13 protein-coding genes are annotated in these 19259 nt (G+C 36.5%); 8 read left to right on the top strand and 5 right to left on the bottom strand.

Going from position 1 to position 19259, the window contains the following annotated elements:
- Positions 1–4 precede the first annotated feature (4 nt).
- The 3 genes from dptH to dptF are packed head-to-tail and all read right to left on the bottom strand — an operon-like array spanning position 5 to position 8942.
- On the bottom strand, positions 5–5239 hold the full coding sequence (gene dptH / locus GJU40_RS13105) for a DNA phosphorothioation-dependent restriction protein DptH (RefSeq protein WP_154308341.1): 5235 nt from the start codon (positions 5237–5239) through the stop codon (positions 5–7).
- Positions 5220–6635 (bottom strand): DNA phosphorothioation-dependent restriction protein DptG, encoded by a 1416-nt coding sequence (dptG, locus tag GJU40_RS13110; protein WP_154308343.1) that lies wholly within the window; start codon positions 6633–6635, stop codon positions 5220–5222. Before dptG ends, dptH begins: the two co-directional genes overlap by 20 nt.
- A gap of 3 nt (positions 6636–6638) precedes the next feature.
- Positions 6639–8942 carry a DNA phosphorothioation-dependent restriction protein DptF gene (gene dptF / locus GJU40_RS13115; RefSeq protein ID WP_154308345.1) on the bottom strand — a complete coding sequence of 768 codons (2304 nt, stop codon included), beginning with the start codon at positions 8940–8942 and terminating at the stop codon, positions 6639–6641.
- A 202-nt stretch (positions 8943–9144) separates the two neighbouring features.
- Here dptF and dndB point away from each other — a divergent pair, with 202 nt between their 5' ends.
- The 8 genes from dndB (at position 9145) to GJU40_RS13155 (ending at position 17837) form a co-directional block, all read left to right on the top strand.
- Positions 9145–10242: a DNA sulfur modification protein DndB gene (gene dndB / locus GJU40_RS13120; RefSeq protein WP_154308347.1), complete on the top strand. Its 1098-nt coding sequence runs from the start codon at positions 9145–9147 to the stop codon at positions 10240–10242.
- Between the two features lies 1 nt (position 10243).
- Complete coding sequence (gene dndC, locus GJU40_RS13125) at positions 10244–11827, top strand: DNA phosphorothioation system sulfurtransferase DndC (RefSeq protein WP_154308349.1); 1584 nt, start codon at positions 10244–10246, stop codon at positions 11825–11827.
- Between the two features lie 21 nt (positions 11828–11848).
- On the top strand, positions 11849–13828 hold the full coding sequence (gene dndD, locus GJU40_RS13130) for a DNA sulfur modification protein DndD (RefSeq protein WP_154308351.1): 1980 nt from the start codon (positions 11849–11851) through the stop codon (positions 13826–13828).
- A gap of 3 nt (positions 13829–13831) precedes the next feature.
- A complete protein-coding gene (dndE, locus tag GJU40_RS13135; protein ID WP_154308353.1) occupies positions 13832–14203 on the top strand; it encodes a DNA sulfur modification protein DndE in 372 nt (123 codons plus the stop codon).
- 11 nt (positions 14204–14214) lie between these two features.
- Entirely contained in the window at positions 14215–15333 is a 1119-nt protein-coding gene (locus GJU40_RS13140) for a cysteine desulfurase family protein (RefSeq protein WP_154308355.1), read from the top strand.
- A gap of 775 nt (positions 15334–16108) precedes the next feature.
- Entirely contained in the window at positions 16109–17095 is a 987-nt protein-coding gene (locus GJU40_RS13145) for a glycoside hydrolase family 43 protein (RefSeq protein ID WP_154308357.1), read from the top strand.
- A 237-nt stretch (positions 17096–17332) separates the two neighbouring features.
- Complete coding sequence (locus GJU40_RS13150) at positions 17333–17653, top strand: PAS domain-containing protein (protein WP_154308359.1); 321 nt, start codon at positions 17333–17335, stop codon at positions 17651–17653.
- Positions 17643–17837: an STAS domain-containing protein gene (locus GJU40_RS13155; protein ID WP_212029834.1), complete on the top strand. Its 195-nt coding sequence runs from the start codon at positions 17643–17645 to the stop codon at positions 17835–17837. Before GJU40_RS13150 ends, GJU40_RS13155 begins: the two co-directional genes overlap by 11 nt.
- Before the next feature lie 27 nt (positions 17838–17864).
- Here GJU40_RS13155 and GJU40_RS13160 read toward each other — a convergent pair whose 3' ends face one another.
- Both GJU40_RS13160 and GJU40_RS13165 read right to left on the bottom strand, forming a co-directional pair.
- Positions 17865–18107, bottom strand: a complete 243-nt coding sequence (locus GJU40_RS13160) for a hypothetical protein (protein ID WP_170289405.1) — start codon at positions 18105–18107, stop codon at positions 17865–17867.
- 198 nt (positions 18108–18305) lie between these two features.
- Positions 18306–19244: a hypothetical protein gene (locus GJU40_RS13165; protein ID WP_343031546.1), complete on the bottom strand. Its 939-nt coding sequence runs from the start codon at positions 19242–19244 to the stop codon at positions 18306–18308.
- Positions 19245–19259: the final 15 nt, after the last annotated feature.

Genomic DNA, 19259 nt, shown 5'->3' on the forward strand with positions numbered 1-19259 from the left:
TTAATTATAATCTCTCTGAAAGTGAAGTAATATCTACTACCGTAACAGTTGGATTGGATAGTTCTCCATTATCTTTTAAGACCGGTCCATGTACAATACACTGCCCTTTTTTCAATGAAGCTAATTTATTTTCCCATTGTTTTTTCTCATTATTATCTTTAGATAAGCTGCCGGCTATACTGGATATTTCCTGCTCTGGTGGAGAGAAATATACTTTTTGAGACGAATTCTGCAACCTAGCTAACTCATCAGGATCCAATTGAGACTTCAAAAACTGAGTAGCGTACCACCCTGACCAGCCAAACTTTCTACCTTCCGTCAGTATTCTCGCAGAAGGAGATTTTTCAGTATGATCCAAGTTTTGCGCTTCATCCATAATTACTGGCATTGGATGATTTTTAGAACCATGCTTCACAGAGTAATTCCACATATCCCATAAAATAAACTCCGTTATCATTAATTGGACATCTCGCGGGAAACCAGTTAACTGAATAATGTATATCTCTCCGTTGCTATTCACTATGTCCTTCCAGTTCACAGTATTTTCTGTACTGAAAGGATCCCTGTCAATTAAAGGCCTGATTTGGGATAAAGCTGTCTTGGAATAATTGCTTCCATCTTCCTCGAGCATCTCCTTTAACTTAACAAGACTCATTTTATCATCATAACGTTCGAGCCCATTCAGTATGGCTTCATAAATGGCATTCTGTTGTTGAATACCGAGTGATTTGTATACAGAGGCAAATACACTCTTCACTCTTTCAGCTATATCTGTATTTGATTCTGGAAGTTGAATTCCTCCTATATCCCGGACATTCTTTTCAAAAGGATTAATAGGAAGTTTCTCGCTGTATACAATCTTTTGCTTGAGCTTAGGCCCCAAAGTTGTAACAAACTCTTCTTCCAGCTGGTTTGGCAAAAAGCCTTCTGTATAATCAATGATGATGCTCGGAATGCCCATTTTTGACTTTTCCAGAAGCAGACATTGCATGAAATAGGTTTTACCTTGTCCTGATTTTCCTGATATCAGTAAATGTCTATTAGCAAGACCTTTATTCCCAAACTCCCAATAAATGTTCCGGTTCGAGTTTTCTGCCTTCCCCAACAAGATCCTTGTATCTTCTAGATCGCTGCTTGTATCATTACCCGTTAACGCCTCTTCTACATTTTGGTCTGCGGGAGGATTTTCTGATTCTGATTGCGAGTGTTCATCAGCAGGCTCATTTTCTGTATTATTCTCTTCAGTATAACTTTCAGCTACATGTTCGTCTGCAGATTCATAATTGACAGTTTCTTCTGAAGTAGATTCTGGTTGCTCTGAAATTTCCTGCTCCTCTGTTGAAACACTCTGTTTATAGCTATAAGATAACATATCCTCTTTTACAAAATCATTTTCCTCTTCTTGAATCCACTTACGAAGCTCCTTTATAGGCCTGACGAGTCCCTCGTATCCATCACTTTCTGTTAAATTTAACAGAAGAACTTCAGAATCAACTGCTGCACTTCGATGATGGGCATCTTTTTGGAATGACAGGATTGCACCATCTCCAATATAACTGGAAAGTCTATTTGACACTGTGTAGTCGTCTTTTAACAACTTCTCTAGGGAAGATTCAGGCAAGGCATAGCCCTTTTCAGTCCAGAAGTCACTTTGCTGCAGCTTTTGTGCATTAGAAATAAGAAGTTGAGCAAAGAAGTTACGATAGAATTTACCGGTGAAAGTTTCTCCAGTCTCTCCTGTTAGTGTATCAACGAACAGCTGTTTCGTTTGTTTTACCTGTTTTCTTGCTTTATCAAGTACTGTTCCTTTATTGAAACCAATCTTTACTTCTACAGGGTAAAAATGAAGTGATATATTTTCACCTTTTTGTTCAAGTCCGATCAATAATAGGTCGTCACTATGGCTTCCCTTAACGCCTAAATTCTTTGCTGTAAAGATTCCATCAGATTTACTCAGACTGACAGCACCCGCTACTCTCAGCACTTCCTCCAATGAAATAGGCACCCATGTAATATTCGGGTGATCAAAATAGGATACCGAGAATTTGATAGCAGAGATAATGCTTAATTTCTCCCTGTCATAATGTCCTTTACTTCCTATAATCCTTAACAACCATTCACCATTAAACGTATTAAAAGCTTTAATAGTGTTTAGAACATTTTCATCTGTGCCTTCAACATTCTTTTGAGCAAGAAATTCTTTAATAACGGCATAATATTGTTGTGACTTATCTGTTACTGTAATAGCATCATAACGGCTTGATGAAGAGTATTGGTCACTGTAATGAATTACCACAAGGTTGCCATCATATTGATTGAAGTACTCTAAATCGATAGATGGGTCTACAAAAGTAACCCAATAAGAAGATTTAAAGATTTTTTCCAGATTTTCTTCATCGGTTGTTGTTGTTCGTGAGAATATCACTTCTTCCTTTCGGTAACTGTCATTCCCACTGTTTCGCAGGTTTGCTGCCAGTTCATTAACATAATAAGAAGTGGATGCCAATAAGTTCTCTTGGTCAATGGAATAAGCCTGGGTGCCGAATCCACTCTTGTAATTCTCTTGATCTTTCATTGAAGGAACACTTGAGTACAGCCCATCAAGTGCGATACCAGAAGTCATATCCTTCATTGGCTGGACTGCATATTTTTCTTGAGCTTTCATCTTATAAAAAGAAATATGAGCATATTTATATTCCTCGCCTATCAGTTGTTTATAGAAGAATAAATTTTGCCTTATTTTTCTTAGTACATCTTCTTCGTCTAAGTCCTTCTTTTTTAACTTAATATCAAAAAGCTCTTCCATTTTTTCAACCGTTTCCGTACGAGCATATAAATCAAAAGCACTCTCTATTTCTTGGTCATTATATAGTGTTACTTCAACTGGTTTTAAATAATCTATTCCCTCACGCTCGATCACCTTCAGCATCCAATGTATGATCCCTTTGAGAACTTCTTTATCGTTTACAATATTAATAATATTAATCTGCAATGGAGCCATAGAACTCTCTATAAACAAATATGAAAAGTGATCCTTGAATTGGGATATCTTATCGCTAACTACTTTTGCAAGGTATTGGTTAGCATCAGAGACAGAGACTTGGTTTACAGGCTTAAAAGTCAACCACTCCATGGCTGATTGCTGATAATCCGGTTTGTATAATCTTTCATTTTCATTATATAGAAATGGAACAAGCGCATCTGGGCTTAAGCGATTCAAAATACTATTGTCAATTTCCTCATGACCCAGCAGGTTATATACTTTTAATTTATAGGCAACCATAAGGGGGTGAAAAGGCGTGAAGTAAACCATGTTTGGTGAATGAAGAGTTCCTAACTTGAATAAGTCCATTCCTTTTTTTCCAGCAGGTGTTCCTGTGACAAAGCCTTTGATTTCCTCTAGGTAAGCCTTAATATAAGCGATAGACCTATCTCTTAATTCATTAGAAACTGCTGATAAACTTGGAATACCTTCAGTCCTTTTAAAATAGTTAATAAATCGGCTGAATGCTTCTCTTAGTTCATCTTTTAATACAACATCTTTTTCAATTAACTGGTCGGACTCGAAATATGCATGTTTTATCCCTTGTTCGACCCATTGATTTTCCCACTCAAAGTACTGTTTATATTCAGAATGGAAATAAAACTCTCTGTTTTCCAGAATAAGTCGGTTATTTTCTTTTATCCACTTTACGTCATGGCTGGTCTCACGAATTAACTTCCATAGACGCTGTCCGGTAATCGGCATTGACTCTGGAAGTTCATTTTTTAACTTTAGTAGCACAACAGTATTATCAAATTGAGCTTTTATTATTAATTCATCCTCGTCATTAAAGGACTCCGGGAGTGGCTCAACTGTAACCTGCTGATCTTGGGTAAACATTACTGTTTGTAATTGAGATTCTATTTGAAGCTTTTTGCTTTCCATTCCTTGACCAAAAGTTAATACTTCTTCCTCATACTGTAATCCGACTGTCTTTAGAATAGGGTCAACGGTATATGTCGATTTGTATTTATCTAGATAAATTGGATCAATAGGCAAAACTGCTATAGAAAGTTCTGCCCCCAGGGTAGACTTCTTATCATGTTTATAGGCCAACTTAAGATAAGATACTTCCTCGTGTTTGGTTTTTATATTTGCAAAGATATTCGTTTTTTTTACTTCAATAGTTGACGATCCATCAAACTCTTTAGGAACCGTAAGAAATTCTTTCGATAAACTTGTTATACCGCCGTTTAGTTCAAAACTAATTTGAAGATTTATACTTTCTTTGTTTTCTGGATTAAAGATAATGATATGTCTTTTTCTGTTACCGGCAGCAGTTTCTTTAAGAGGTCTATTCCAATTAATGAGTCTATCACTAATTTTAATCGCTTCTAATTCAACTTTGACCCCTTTCTTAGTATCTAAATAGTCTTGATGATACTTATGAACTTTCGGAAAGGTAAGCTGCTTCCAATCCTCATCCATTAAGCCTTTTTTTGCCTGGGGAGTAAATCTTTTCTCCAATTCATCTTCACCCAAGCCAAAGTCATGAACCTTCCGGACAAAATCGTATAACTCTCTATTCTCGTTTATTCTCGCTTGTTGCTCTTTTCCTTTAAAAGAATCCAAATCGGGATCCTTAAAAATTCCGTATTTATAGTATTCATTATCATTGATTGACCCTTTTTCTAAAGTAGAAAAAATATCTTCAAATTCAAAGATAGTAATTTGCTGGAAGGACTGCTCCTTCATTAAATATTCCAAGTTATCCATCAGAATTATCCGATCTACCTTTTCAAGAACGCTGTGTTCAATTTCAAACTTCAAATTTTTAAAGATGGAAGAAGGATGCAAGGGCATGCCTTCCTTTTGCAGGTCACTGCTTCCTCCTTGAATAGAATCTAACTGTTCCGAAACTATACTTAGTAAGGCTGTGTCTTTCCATTCTCCAGTCTGTTCTCCGACTAAATTTCTTAGAGTCACTAAGAAATCAGGCTTCACAGAAGCAGATGTATGAGCTACAACTAGATGTCTCTCCTGAAACGGGATAGAAAATGTTACGTATTTCTCTCCCATTTCATGTTTATATTCAAACTTTTTAGCACTTTCAATATTTTTTAACGAGTCAACTAGAGCTTCCACATCTGAATGACTGTCTAATTGCAGATAGTATCTATCCCCATTGTTTATACCGGATTCTTTAAAGAAATTTTTAAGTATTGAAGCTATATAATTATAAAATTGGTTTGACATACTGAGCATCACCACTATCACTTTTTTTGTCAATAATATTTAAGTTGTCAAATAACTTTACTACTTCCTTTTTGGAATAACGGTCCAACGCTATCCCGCGCTTTTCAAATTCTTTAAATAGATCGTTCAATGGAATTCTCTTATCCTTAACGGATACCGCTGTTATCAGAAGCAGAAAATCATGCTTAATATTTAGCACTTGCCCTAAGCTTCCCCTGCTTTTCAAGAATTGGTTAGACGCCAAATCTTCAATGTTTCTACCGTATTTTTCACAAACCCCGGTACTCATTCCATCCTTTAAACATTCAAATAAGACTTCAAAAGCTTCGGGGATTGAATCAGAATTGTCAGGAATAGAAACTCCTGTAAATGGCAGGTTTTTATAATCTTCTATCCAATTTTTCAATTCCCTGAGAAATGCCTTTTCAAATGCTTCTCCCCTGTCTTGGATCTTCTTATAAAGAATACTATATGGGATAAATTGAAATCTATCGTTGGATGATTCTTTGTTTAGAGCATTATGGCTCAAGTGTGAAATTGTATGAATATGAGGAAATAAGTTTTTAGCTTTTTCTTTTATAAACTTAAATCCTTCTAAATCATCTGCTGCTTTTCTTCTTTTATTAATCGATTCCCATTCCAATGCAAAGTACAATGGATGCACTTCGTCAAAGTTTGCTTTAGTGAATTGTTCGAATTTTAACAGTAATTGACAGGAATATATTAAAGTGTAGAAGTGAGTCAGAACTGGAAAAGAAGCCAGGAAATAATCCTTATACTTACTCAAATATAAAAGATCTTCTTGATAACATGTTATTAAAGGTTGTACTAGCTGCTGGTACTGTTTATCTGATGGCTTAGCCTCTTTCAATGCATCAAGCTGACTTAGTATCAGCTCAGTAAGAATGTCTTCTGTGTTTTTATTTTTAAATATTTCCCTAAGTTCCCTATTACCCGAGGCTAAAGTGTCCCCCATAAATTGTGCATACTTTTTAAACTCATTTTTCTGTTTATCTTCATAGGTAATATAATTGAACAGGTAGGGATGAATGGGCTTTATTTCCTCTTTACTGAATAAGTACTGATCCAGAAACCTAATAAAATCATCTGACGCCTCTTCGTCCTCTATAAAGTCCACCTTAGAAGCAATATGTTCACTCAAGTCATTTTCATCAGCTGAAGTATAGAAATCCTGTTTTTTGATTGCCTTTTTATCAATCTCTACCTGACATAACAAGCGAATATATTCTCCAAGAACTTTACCGAAGTTTCCTCTGATTGCCCTGGTTCTCTTAGACAAAAAAGGCAAAACATCGAGAACCTTTCCTACATCATGTTTATTTTTATTTACTAAATGTTCTTTTAAAAATTCTCGATATAGATTCTCAATCACCATTTACTACTCCTTTTCAAATACGAAACTGCCAAAGTCATCTTTTTTAATCGTGTAATATTTCTTGTCATTTGGATAATGTATTAACAACTCACTTCTCTTTTCACCAAACGCCATTAATTTCTCAATAAATTCTACAAATTTTATAGCATCTTCTTCATCTTTTTTATTGGGACGGTACCCTTGCTGTACTTTAACAAGTAATTGATACAGTTGAAAGTCTATATCTAAATAAATTTTATCTTCAGCATTACCGCCATGGTATGCTAAGAGGATAGATGATTTAAAAGAATCTAATTGTTCCTCAGTTCTAGTCGTTAAATGCTCAATTGTAGGCCTCAAATTTAGTTTTTGTGCGAGACGAAACTTTTCATCAGGTTTATTCAGGTATATATATCCCCTCTTTGGACTTCCCTTCCAATTGAAAATAGCTCTTTTTATCTCATCGTAAAAGCCTTTAATCTTTCTCTTTTCACCTACGTTAAAATAAAATAGATTTTTAGTAAACTCACTGTAACTTGAATCTGAAAGCTTTGAGGCAAACTCCTCGTTAGTTAAGTATGCTAACCTTATAAAAGACTCAAAGAACAGATTGAATGAATAATCACTTAAATTTTCATTGCTTATGAACGGTTTCAGCCATTCGATTGGAGTGCTGTCTTGAATATTAATATTTATTAAATATTCCCAGTTACTTAGAGTGTTCAGGTCAATTACCACCTGGTCTATATATATAGATCTATTGTGTATTGGGTCGACTTCATTTAATGCATTTAGTAAAACAGATCGTTCTCTTCTATTGAATAGAAGTGTTGGCAATGAGTCCTTCAATGTCTCAAATTCTGTCACTAACTTAATATTTTTGACTTCATCAGGTATTAAGATATCAGCGATGAAGTTCAAGAAAGCCCTTGCCGAAATCACCAATTTGCTTTTGACTATAGTTTTGATGACTAATTGAACTACTTGCTGCTGCAAAAAATCATTCTGCATTAACTGGAAATTTTCATGCACTATGGTTTTTACACCGTTCGCCTCATCTTCTCTCAATGCTGCATAAAATGGATTTTCCTTAGTTTCAGAAAAAACTTTTTCCGTTAATGTTGAAAAGAAACTAGAAGTGGGACCTTTTTCAGTTAGTTCATACGAATGGTAATCCCCAAAACTTAATAAACCGAAAGACCCTTCACTAAACAATGTTGTTATATTTTGCGAAAACAAATCACTTTTTTCGACAAATTCCTTTAGCACTTGGTAGGAATATTTTTCATGCTGCGTGTTAATAAAGTTGTGTAAAACACCCATATTAATGGCCAGAATAACTTTCTGATTTGAGTCATGAATGTTTTGGTCTGAAAAATTTTCCAATACTTCCTCAAGAGTTTCCATCGCATTTTTGTTTGGAGAAAAACTTTCTGTAGCATCATTAAAAATTGTATATTTACCAATTAAATGAGGCTTTTTCTTTTTTAGGTAAGCTAGTAAATGCGACTTACCGTCTCCTACGCTTCCGCAAAGTAAAATAAGATTCCCTTTCTCCTTTATGGATTGTTCTTCTAAAATACGCTCTAAGTCTAACTGAATTCTACGGTCTACATGCAAGTAGTCTTTGAAGGCACTGAATTGATTTGCATTTTCAATTGCTTCCTGCGATGAATCTTTTAATCTTTTCAATTCGCGTAATAGATAGCTTTGCCCATTTGGGAGATCTTTTGTTATAAGGGAGACTTCACCTTCATTTTCTATATAGTCAGGTTGAACAATTTTTTCAATGATGTCTTCCTCTTTTTCTGTATTAACCTGTGTCCCGCTAATATGATTAGAACCTAAAAGGTCTAAAATTTGTTTTCTTACTAACTCCTCGATCTTTTCTTCTTTCTTGGGTGGTTTAGGAGTATCGTAAGCTGGAACTTTTAATTCTTCAGAAGAATACACTTCATAAAACCAAAGACCTATATTATACATTTCTTTATGTAACTTAAAAGCTTCACTTATATCATCAAAATCTCCATCATGGGCTGCCTTGTTTCCAGATAACCGTATAGTGTCAAAGGACTGTTGAATTTCCCTCTTAATATAATCCTCTCTTGCAAGATGAGAGATTTTTTCAAAAAGTGTAGAAATGTAAGGAGCATCAATTTGTTCTATCCTAAATACTTCGTTGAGGATAGCTTCAGCAAAGAGCCTAGCCTTCACTATGGAACTAGCTGGATCCTCATATAACAGCTCTTCCATCTTCTTTGCATTTTTTGCTGCAACTTGATTTATATCTTCGAGAAAACTTAAAAAGTATAAAGTTTGACTTTCCATATTTCATCACTCCGAATGCTATTCTAATAACATGATTTTAACATAAAATCTTAATGAATTTTTAACAAAGATGTTTAGGAATGTAAAATAATATCCAATCGTGCAAAAACCGAATAAAAGTTCGGCATTTTTTATTGTATATAAAAATTAAAAAGTATATAATCATTTCATCACATTACGTACGTAATCAGGAGGCGTTACTATGGATGCAGCATTTAGTTATAGTTTTTCAGCCATTCGTGGAGTACAAGCTAATAAAGAGTATTATGTTGCAATGTGCCCATTGAGAATAATCCCAAAGATTTTCTTGTTTGATGAAGATGAAATCCCGCCAGAACACAGAGCTCAAAGAATATTAAACAAATCAAGGATTCCTGAGATCACCAACTACATAGTTGAAAATAACCATGATTATGTCTTTTCATCCCTTACTGCTTCGATAGATGGAGAAATAGAATTTATATCTTTCAGTGAAGATCCATCATCTAAGGACTTAGGTCAGCTAAGAATATCATTAGATTCAAGATTTTTAATTAATGATGGCCAGCATCGCCGGGCCGCAATTGAAGAAGCGTTGAAGGTATCTCCAGAAATTGGATCGGAAACAATATCAGTTGTTTTTTATCATGATGAAGGGCTGACTAAGTCACAACAGATCTTTTCAGACCTTAATCGTCATGCGGTAAATACGACATCTTCTATTGGTATCTTATATGACCATCGTGATAAACTATCACTTGTGACTAAAGAATTGGTTACTGAAATTCCATTACTTAAACGCTATACAGATAGAGAAAGAGTTTCATTGTCAAAAAACTCTCCAAAAATATTAGCTTTGAACCATATTTTTAACACGAACCTTAAGTTATTGGGGAAGAGCAAAGGAGATCAGATTTCAAATGATGACCAGAAGTTTCTTTTTGAATTCTGGGAAGTACTAACTGATTCTATCAAGGAATGGAATCAGGTTTTAAATAAAGAGTTATCCCCTAGAGAACTTAGAGCTAACTTTATCGTTGGACATGGAGTTTTTATAGAAGCGATCGGTGTTTTAGGAAGATATTTAAGAGAGTATCACCAGGTAGACTGGAAAAAATATATTCATAAACTATCAGATATAGATTGGAACAGAGAAAACACAGAATCTTGGCTGGGCAGAGCTTTTAACTCGAACGGCCGTATTCAAAAAACAAACCTTACAATTCAACTGACAACGAATAAGATTAAGAACTTACTGGGCTTGCCACTTTTAGAAAATGAACAGACTATTGAGAATAAATTTAAGCAGGGAGAAATGTAATATGAGCGAAGGAATCATCTCAAGTCTTTTTAATGAAGAAAAAACAGTATTAGAGGAATCTAAAGAGGAGATTAAAAAAATATATCTATCTGATGAACGTCCTTGGGTTGTCGGTTATAGCGGCGGAAAAGACTCCACTGTTGTAGTGCAGCTTGTTTTTGAAGCACTTAAAGAGCTGCCTGCTGAAGAGTTAACAAAGAAAATATATGTTATTTCTTCCGATACACTTGTGGAAACACCATTGATTATCCAATCGATTAACCAAACGTTAAGAAAGATCCAGGAAAAAGCACTGGAATTAGGGCTCCCTATAGAAACACATAAAGTAAAACCTGTTGTAGAACAGTCATTCTGGTTGAATATTATCGGCAAGGGTTACCCTTCCCCTAACCAACAGTTCAGATGGTGTACAGACCGATTAAAAATTGACCCTGCCAATCAGTTCATCACAGACAAGGTCAGCTCATTTGGAGAAGTAATTATGGTATTGGGTGTTAGAGAAGACGAAAGTGCTACAAGAGCTAATGTTATTCGTTCTCACACCGTTGAAGGTAAAGTTCTTATGCGTCATTCAACTTTATCAAATGCTTATGTTTATGCGCCTATCAAGCGTTTCTCTTTAGATGATGTTTGGGATTATTTACTTAGTAACCCTTCTCCTTGGGGTGACGATAACTTTGAACTCCATCGACTATATCAAGATTCAAGCAGCGGAGAATGTCCTTTAGTAGTAGATAAGACTGTAAAAGAGTCTGCTGGCTCATGCGGTAACAGCAGATTCGGATGCTGGGTTTGTACGGTTGTAAACGAAGATAAGGCTCTCTCAGGATTTATCCAGAGCGGACATGATTGGATGAAGCCTTTACTGAATTTTCGTAACTGGCTTTCATCTATTAGAGATGACCGCAGCAGACGAATGAAATATAGAATGAATGGTCAAATTTATTTTAAGGACATTAAAGTTGAAGATGTAGATGGGGTTCCACATCATTTGATCGCCAAAAAAGGCAGCAGACCTAAGCAGCTTATTCCTTTGGACCAATATACTATTGTAGAAAAAGATAAGCTTAAAGAGTATTTAGAAGATAATAAGATTGACCTGAGTGTAAATGGTGATCATATGATTTTAGTTAGCTATTTTGACGAAGATACTAATGATGAAAATCTTGCCCAGCTCGGCCTCGGACCATTCACCATGGAAACAAGAAGAGAAATCTTAGAAAACCTTTTAAGAGTACAAAAGCAATTGCAGCACCCTAATGACCCTAATTATAAATTAATTCAAGAAGAAGAACTAAAGGCCATTAGGAAAGTTTGGTATAAAAAAGGTGACTGGGATGATCATGTCCCTCAAATCTTCAATAAAGTTATGGGCTATGACCTTGAATGGGAAGTGGATGATCGTCCCCTATTCAAAAAGGATCAAGTTTCAGATTTAGAACTTCTATGTGATGAGTTTAAGGTTGATATTAAAGTAGTTAAAAAACTGCTAGCTATAGAAAAAGATTTTTCAGGATTTAAGGTTCGCCGTGGATTAATGGATGAAATCTCGAAGGCGCTTAAACAGGATTACCTACATCTTTAATAATTATTGTGAGGTTTTACAATGTATATCAAAAAAATTCAGCTTACTAATATAGGGCCATACCGGGGAATGCATTCTATCGACCTGAGTACAACAAAAGAAAACAACACCATCTTAATAGGCGGAGAAAACGGTGCGGGAAAAACAACCTTTTTAAATTCAATCAAGATGGGGCTTTTTGGTTCTTTTGCTTATGGTTACAAGACAGAAAACAAGGAATACTTCAAGAAAGTGGAATCACTCTTGAACCATGCAGCAAAAGCCGTTGGTGAGAATAACTTTCGCTTAAAATTAGATTTTGATATCACAGACGAACTTTCTAAGGCTGAATATTCACTATATCGTAGCTGGAGATTCCTCAATGGAAACATCAAGGAAGCATTTGACGTGTTAAAGAATGGAAAGCATTTGAATGAATATGAAAAAGATTTATTCAACTCAAGACTAAGAGAAATAATGCCCCCCCAACTTTTAGATTTATGTTTATTTGATGGTGAAGAAATATCAAGAATTATTAATAATAATTTATTATCCAGTTATATCGAAAACCTGTCTCATGTGCTGTTTAATCTAGACCTATTTGAGGCTTTGGAAATAGATTTGGAATCATACAGTCACCAGAATACACAGATATCTTCACTTAACAAACAAGAAAAGGAATTGTTTGAATTAAAAGAAAAAAGAAAAGAACTAAATAGTCATTTAAACGAAATTGAGGAACGATTACACTCCATATTCCAAAAGCAAGAAGAGTTAGAGGAAGATTTCAAAAATGTAAAGTCAGATTTTGAAGTGTATGGAGGGCTGGTTCGTGATGAGAGGGAACATTTAAATCAGGAAATTAATAACATTGAAAATATGAGAAAACAAAATCATGAAACGATAAGGCAATTTGTTGCAAACTCTCTCCCTTTCTTCATTGCTAAAGAACTCGTAATTGATACTCGACAGCAATTAGTTAATGAGGAAAAATTTCAACTGTACTCATCACTTAACAAGCAGCTTACAGATCAAAAAATTTCATCAATTTTAGAGAAGCTTCAAGTGGATAATCAAGAAATTAAAAGCCAACTTTTAAAGGATGAGATCCTCTTAACAGTAAAACCTTCTGATGAAACGGGAATCATCCATAGGGCCTCTTTTTCCGAAAGTAGGCAAGTTGAAAACGTCTATCAAGAAGTTAAAGGGCAAAAGTTAATATCTTATCAACAGCTTATACAAGAAAACAAAGATAAGTTAATAGAAGCACAGGGACTGAGAGAAAAGCTGAAAGTAAATGACTCCTCTTCCGAATTTAGTGAGATGTTGGAGGATATGGAAAGATACACGGAAGAAATCTCACAAGCCTTTAAAAAAATTGAAACAGAAAAAGAAATGCAAGATGAAGTTAAGAATGACTTGTTAAAAGTTAATTCCTCCATTGAAACTATTGAAGCTCTGTTTAGAGACCAAGAAAAAAGCAGAAACTCTTTTGTAGAATCTCAAAAGATCATTTCATTGAGCCAGAAATTCCGTGAAATTCAATTAAAGAAGAAATTGCAGGAAGTACAAATGGAAGCTTTACGTATGTTGAACAAGTTAATGAGAAAACGAAACTATATTGCGTCAATGAAAATTGATTCATCTACTTTTGAGGTCTCTCTTTTTGACCAAAATAAAGAAGCTATTGAAAAGTCCACACTTTCTGCTGGGGAAAAAGAGATATTACTTCTCTCTATCATCTGGGCAATTTTCAAATGCTCTGGAAGAAATGTTCCGTTCATTTTTGATACTTTATTAGGAAGATTAGACAGAACTCATAAAACTAGTATTTTAACTCACTTTATTCCTAATAGCGGAAAACAAGTAATAATTCTCTCAACTGATTCTGAAATTGATGAGTATAATTACGAGTTATTACACTCTTATACCGCTAGAGAATTCACTTTGAACTTTGATGTTAATAAAAAAGAAACTATTGTGGTACCTAATTACTTCACGTTTAAGAGCTTGGAGGTTTAAGAGATGAATTTCAGAATCAAAACATCAAAAGACACTGGGGAAAAATTAAAAAGCCTTCAAGCTTCAACAGGATTAACTTGGAATATTCTCTCACGTTTGGCTGTTGGCTTATCTCTACGAATCAAAGAAATTCCTGATTTAGTTGAAGACAAAAGTGGTGTAGACATCCATAGGAATGCTATGACTGGTGAGAATGATTATATCTATAAGGCTTTAATCAGGCAGCATTCAAAAAAAAACCTTTCAGATGAAGAATACTTTCCAGACTACTTTAATGCTCACTTAGACAGGGGCATTAAGTTACTTGAAAACGAATACCGTCACGCTGGAAACTACGATAAACTCCTGAATAATCTTTTCAAAATTGATGCATAAGGGTGATTCAATTGTTATATTTAGATAATAGTGCGACCACTCCCCTGCTACCTGTAGTCCGGGAGGCTATGCTTCCTTACTTACTTGAGGAATTTGGAAATCCCTCAAGTAAGTATTATTCCAAAGCAATTAATGCAACTAAAGCAATTGAGCAAGCTCGTAAAAATGTTGCAAATCTTCTAGGATGCAAGCCAGAAGAATTATCTTTTACCAGCGGTTCAACAGAAACAAATAATATGGTTCTTAAAGGGGTAACTGATTACTACCAAACTAAAGGTAACCATATTATTACATCAAAAGCTGAACACCCCTCTATCCTGGATACCTGCAAGTACCTGGAGGACCTAGGTTTTCAAGTTACATATTTAAATGTAGATAAATATGGAAGAGTATCCCTGGATAATTTGAAAAATGCTCTTTCTGATAACACTATTTTAGTCTCGATTATGTGGGGAAATAATGAACTTGGTTCCTTGAATCCTATTGAGGAAATAGCAGCTCTATGTAAAGAAAGTAATGTATTTTTTCATACTGATGCAACTCAGGTTGTTGGAAAAATAGACTTTAGTTTAGAAGATTTGCCTGGTATTTCTTTCTTATCTTGCTCTGCTCATAAATTTCATGGTCCCAAGGGAACAGGGGTCACATTTATTCGAAGAGACGAATATGGAGTTCCGGTTCCTCTTACTCCCCTTCTACATGGTGGAGGACAGGAGGGGGGAATAAGAAGCGGCACCCTTGCGGTACATAATATTGTAGGCATGGGTAAAGCAGCGGAATTAGCAAATAATTATCTAGAAGAGAACATTTTAAAGTTAAAGATGCTGGAAGAACAACTAACAAATATTTTAAATGCAAAATTTGGTCGAAAAATTGTCTTTAACAATGATAAAATCAATAAAGTTCCTGGCATTTTGAACGTTCAATTCAGGGGTGTCAACAACGAAATACTAGTAAAAAAGTTGGCCCCTGTGATCGCTGTTTCTACTGGTTCTGCTTGCAGTTCGAGTAAACCAAGCCATGTACTGTCTTCAATTGGATTACCATTGGAAGAAATTAGAAATACAATACGCTTTTCTCTTTCTCATTTAATTACTGAAGAGGATTTAATGGTTTTTAAATCTTTATAATAGGAGCATTTCTTTAAAAGGACTTACGGGCACTTGAACAAAAAAGAGCCATCTTGGTATGATACGGAGTGTCAAATCTGCACGAATTGACCCCTAACTTAGTTAACCAAGGAGGACTGCATAATGGATTTTTAATAAAATCAAAAAATAAATCAAGTCACCGATAAATTCTTAACTGAGCTTTAACTTAAATGATAATATCTCCATAAGAACTTTAAAATCTTGACCATGATGCTCTATAGCTTGAACAGTTCTGCCCAATTTCTGTACTCTTTTTCCGGGCCGTTTATACAGAAAAAGTTCTATGTCATTTGAGAGGTATATTGGATGTCTAGGATGCCCATCCTTAGTTGGTATGCCCAAGCTATTAATTTCTTAGCTATTTATAAGCTGGTCAATCTCCATATGTCTTTGATGGATTTTGGATAGGCTACACTTAGTTGGACAGAAATTTTAGGTTCAAGTAGACTATTACTAATACATTAGGGGAGAACCAGCCATGACCCAAATAAAAGCGTCGAACATTCACTGCAGAATTTTAAGAACAAATGGTCCAGCTATATTTGAACGGCCCCAGGCTATCTGAGTATTTCCGATCCAACTCTGGCTTATTCTGTTGTTTGGTTTCCAGAATTGTTGTTCAAACCAGGAAAAACAAATAAGTAAAAAACATTCGAACTATAAATAAATAGTTAGTCCCCCCATTGTACAAAGTCCCCCAACTTCCATTATAATAAAATTACAAGTTATCAGACTACTTATGTGGAGGTACATTATGACTAAAAATTCTAAGCCTAACGAACCTTTGGTTACCCATATTTTCACCGCAGATCCTTCTGCCCATGTGTTCAATGATAAGCTTTATATTTATCCTTCCCACGATCTTGATCATGACGGACCTTCCAACGATAATGGTGATCAGTATGCGATGGAGGATTATCATGTGTTGTCGATGGATGATGTGACGGCTCCTTGTGTGGATCACGGGGAAGCGCTTCATTTACGGGATATTCCCTGGGCCAGTGAGCAGCTTTGGGCACCAGATGCTGCTTATAAAAACAATACATACTATTTGTTCTTCCCTGCGAGAGACAAAGATGGGATTTTCCGCCTTGGTGTAGCGACAAGCGAAAAGCCGGAAGGCCCCTTCTCAGCACAGGAGAATTATATAGAAGGAAGCTATAGTATTGATCCGGCTGTTTACACCGATGAAGATGGCAAGTCTTATGTTTACTTTGGCGGCTTGTGGGGCGGCCAGCTTGAAAAGTGGCAGACTGGCACCTTTACTCCTGAGGCAGAGGGACCTGCTGCACATGAGCCTGCTTTAGGACCTATAGTGGCAGAGCTGAGTGAAGATATGCTTTCGTTCAAAGAAGAGCCGAAGGAAATTAGCATTGTAGATGAAAACGGGAAGCCTATCACGGCTGGTGACGAAGACCGCCGCTATTTTGAAGGACCTTGGGTACATAAATACAATGGTCTTTACTATCTTTCTTATTCAACCGGTACAACTCACAAGATTGTGTACGCAGTGAGTGAGAATCCGCAGGGACCTTTTGAGTTTAAAGGCACGATTCTGACACCAGTGAGCGGCTGGACGACTCATCACTCTATCGTTCAGTTTAAGGACAAATGGTATCTGTTTTACCATGATTGCTCATTGTCCGGAGGCGTTGACCATAAGCGCTCGGTTAAATTTACAGAACTCACCTATAATCCCGATGGTACAATTCAGACAATCGACCCTTATGGAGATCGATAACTTGCGTGTGGAGCTGGCTCTTTTCAAAGAAGCCGGCTCTTTTTTGTGAAGCTTGTAAGCTTGGTGAACTGCTTTACACCTTAATAAAACGTACCAAGAAAACGCAATTGGAGCACTCTATGAATTCTTTTCTATCTATAAAGAAAATTGAAACAATTAATACATATACGATTAACATTTTTGTGATAGTATGAAGGAAGTGAGAGATGTAAGCATACCCAGGCGAGGAGAAATGACATGGAATGGTTACCTGTTGGGATACTGGATGAGCTAAACAGTGCGGTACTGGCGATTGATACTAGCTATCGCATTACATATATGAATCCTGCCAGTGAGAAGCTGCTGCAGGTGGACAAGAATGATGCATTGGGAATAAGCATGTATGATTTTTTTCCGGAAGCACCGGAGGATTATCGGCATGTGGAAAATACGGTAAAGTATCAAAGAGAAATTGTGTTGGAAGCGGTTCCGCTCAGATGGGGAAAATACAATAAGTACTTAAATGTACAAACACACTTGATCCGTCAGAACGGGGGAAACCAGCCCGGTGTTCTTTGAAGCGATGACAAAGCTTAAGTCTGCGGCCAGTCTCATCGGGGTCAAAATGGTCGTCAGCGGCATTCGGCCCAACATGGCAAAACACTGGGTGATGTCAGGTACAGATGGCATTCAAATAGAACATTACTCTTCCATGAAGCAGGCATTGGCAGCCGTTAAACTGCTGCTTCCGGACGCAAAATAGGATAGGCTTCTTATCGCCTATCCTTTCTTATCGTACTCGAATGTTTTTTCTTCCTATGTTCGTCCAATACAATACGAGAGCGCAATAAATCAGCAGCGTATATACTGTCACACCTATGATTAAGAATACAGCCATATGTCCAAAGCTTTCTCCCTGAGATATGGCATGCAGTTGATGATAGTGTTTCAGCTGTGAAAAATAGGACCAGATGAAAACAACAGTCACAATATATAAAACAAGGGCACCCAGTGCTTTTTTATGACTCCCCACTATTGTGAAGTTCCCCATTAATTCTTTTAAGTAAGAGTGCGGAGTGTTCCTCTCCTCCGGGTATCTCTCGGCATGAGAAAGAAGGCAATGGATCCTCCCCATATCATGGACAACACGATTATTTCAGAAGCAGTCATATATCTTTTCCTCCAATTACACTGGAAATAGTTTATATGGATTCTCCAACTCATCGTACCATTAATCCAAATATCCAAAAGCCTTCAGCTGTTTATATCTGTTCACAGCAAGAATTCCCTGCGAGTGCTTTCTCGCTGTCGAAGCACTTTCCGGATAGCTTCCCCAGTCCCAGTTGACATCCCACATTCCCTGATCACTCATCTGCTCCATATAAAAACGGATATTTTCCTGAATTAACTTTCCTAATTTTTCACATAGAGGATGGTCAGGGCTATCAATAAAGTCCAGAGGCATGGCTACATACCCTTCTGACCAGCGTGAAGGCTGTTTTTCTATTGCTTTTTCTGCCAGATACAGCACTTTATCTGCAACCTGCTCATGTGAGAAGGACACCTTGCCCGGAAAGAGTTCAGCGTATGGGTGCATGATTTTCAGCATCTGTTGAAAATTTTGAATTTCATGCTTGTCCATTTCTGTTTTCTCCATCAAATAATCCACTGCTCGCTCGAGGCAGATCCAGCCCAGGGAAGTATGCCTGCTGCCCTCTTCTCCCCAATGTACAAGAAAAGCTGCCAGCTCTGCGCCAGGATTGAACATCCATTTTTCTTGATTGTTTTCTTCCCAGTGCCACCAGGGAGCATGCGGAAATTCGTTTACCTCAGGAATGACTGCTTCCCATATGCCGGTATCACAACTGGCGGTGTTCACAAGATAGCCCAGCATTTTCTGAACCATGTTTTCATCACTATCTGCTCCTACTTCCAGCAATATTTGTCCTGCAGCCCAAGTGCTCATCGGAGAAGACAGCGGCAGCAAAAAATCAGGTTCAATTCCATGGCCAAAGCCCCCATCGTCATTTTGAAAGAAAGCAAGCTGTTTCATCACAAGCTCTTTGCTGCCATCTCCAAAAGCATACTCAAAACGTTCCCTCTCCAGTCCCCTTGCTTCCTGCATCTTCATTCTTGCTTTCTCAAAACGGTGTCTGGCTGGTCCTTTCACATTCATTCCTCCCTT

It is taken from the genome of Metabacillus lacus (assembly GCF_009674805.1).
Taxonomy (GTDB): domain Bacteria; phylum Bacillota; class Bacilli; order Bacillales; family Bacillaceae; genus Metabacillus_C; species Metabacillus_C lacus.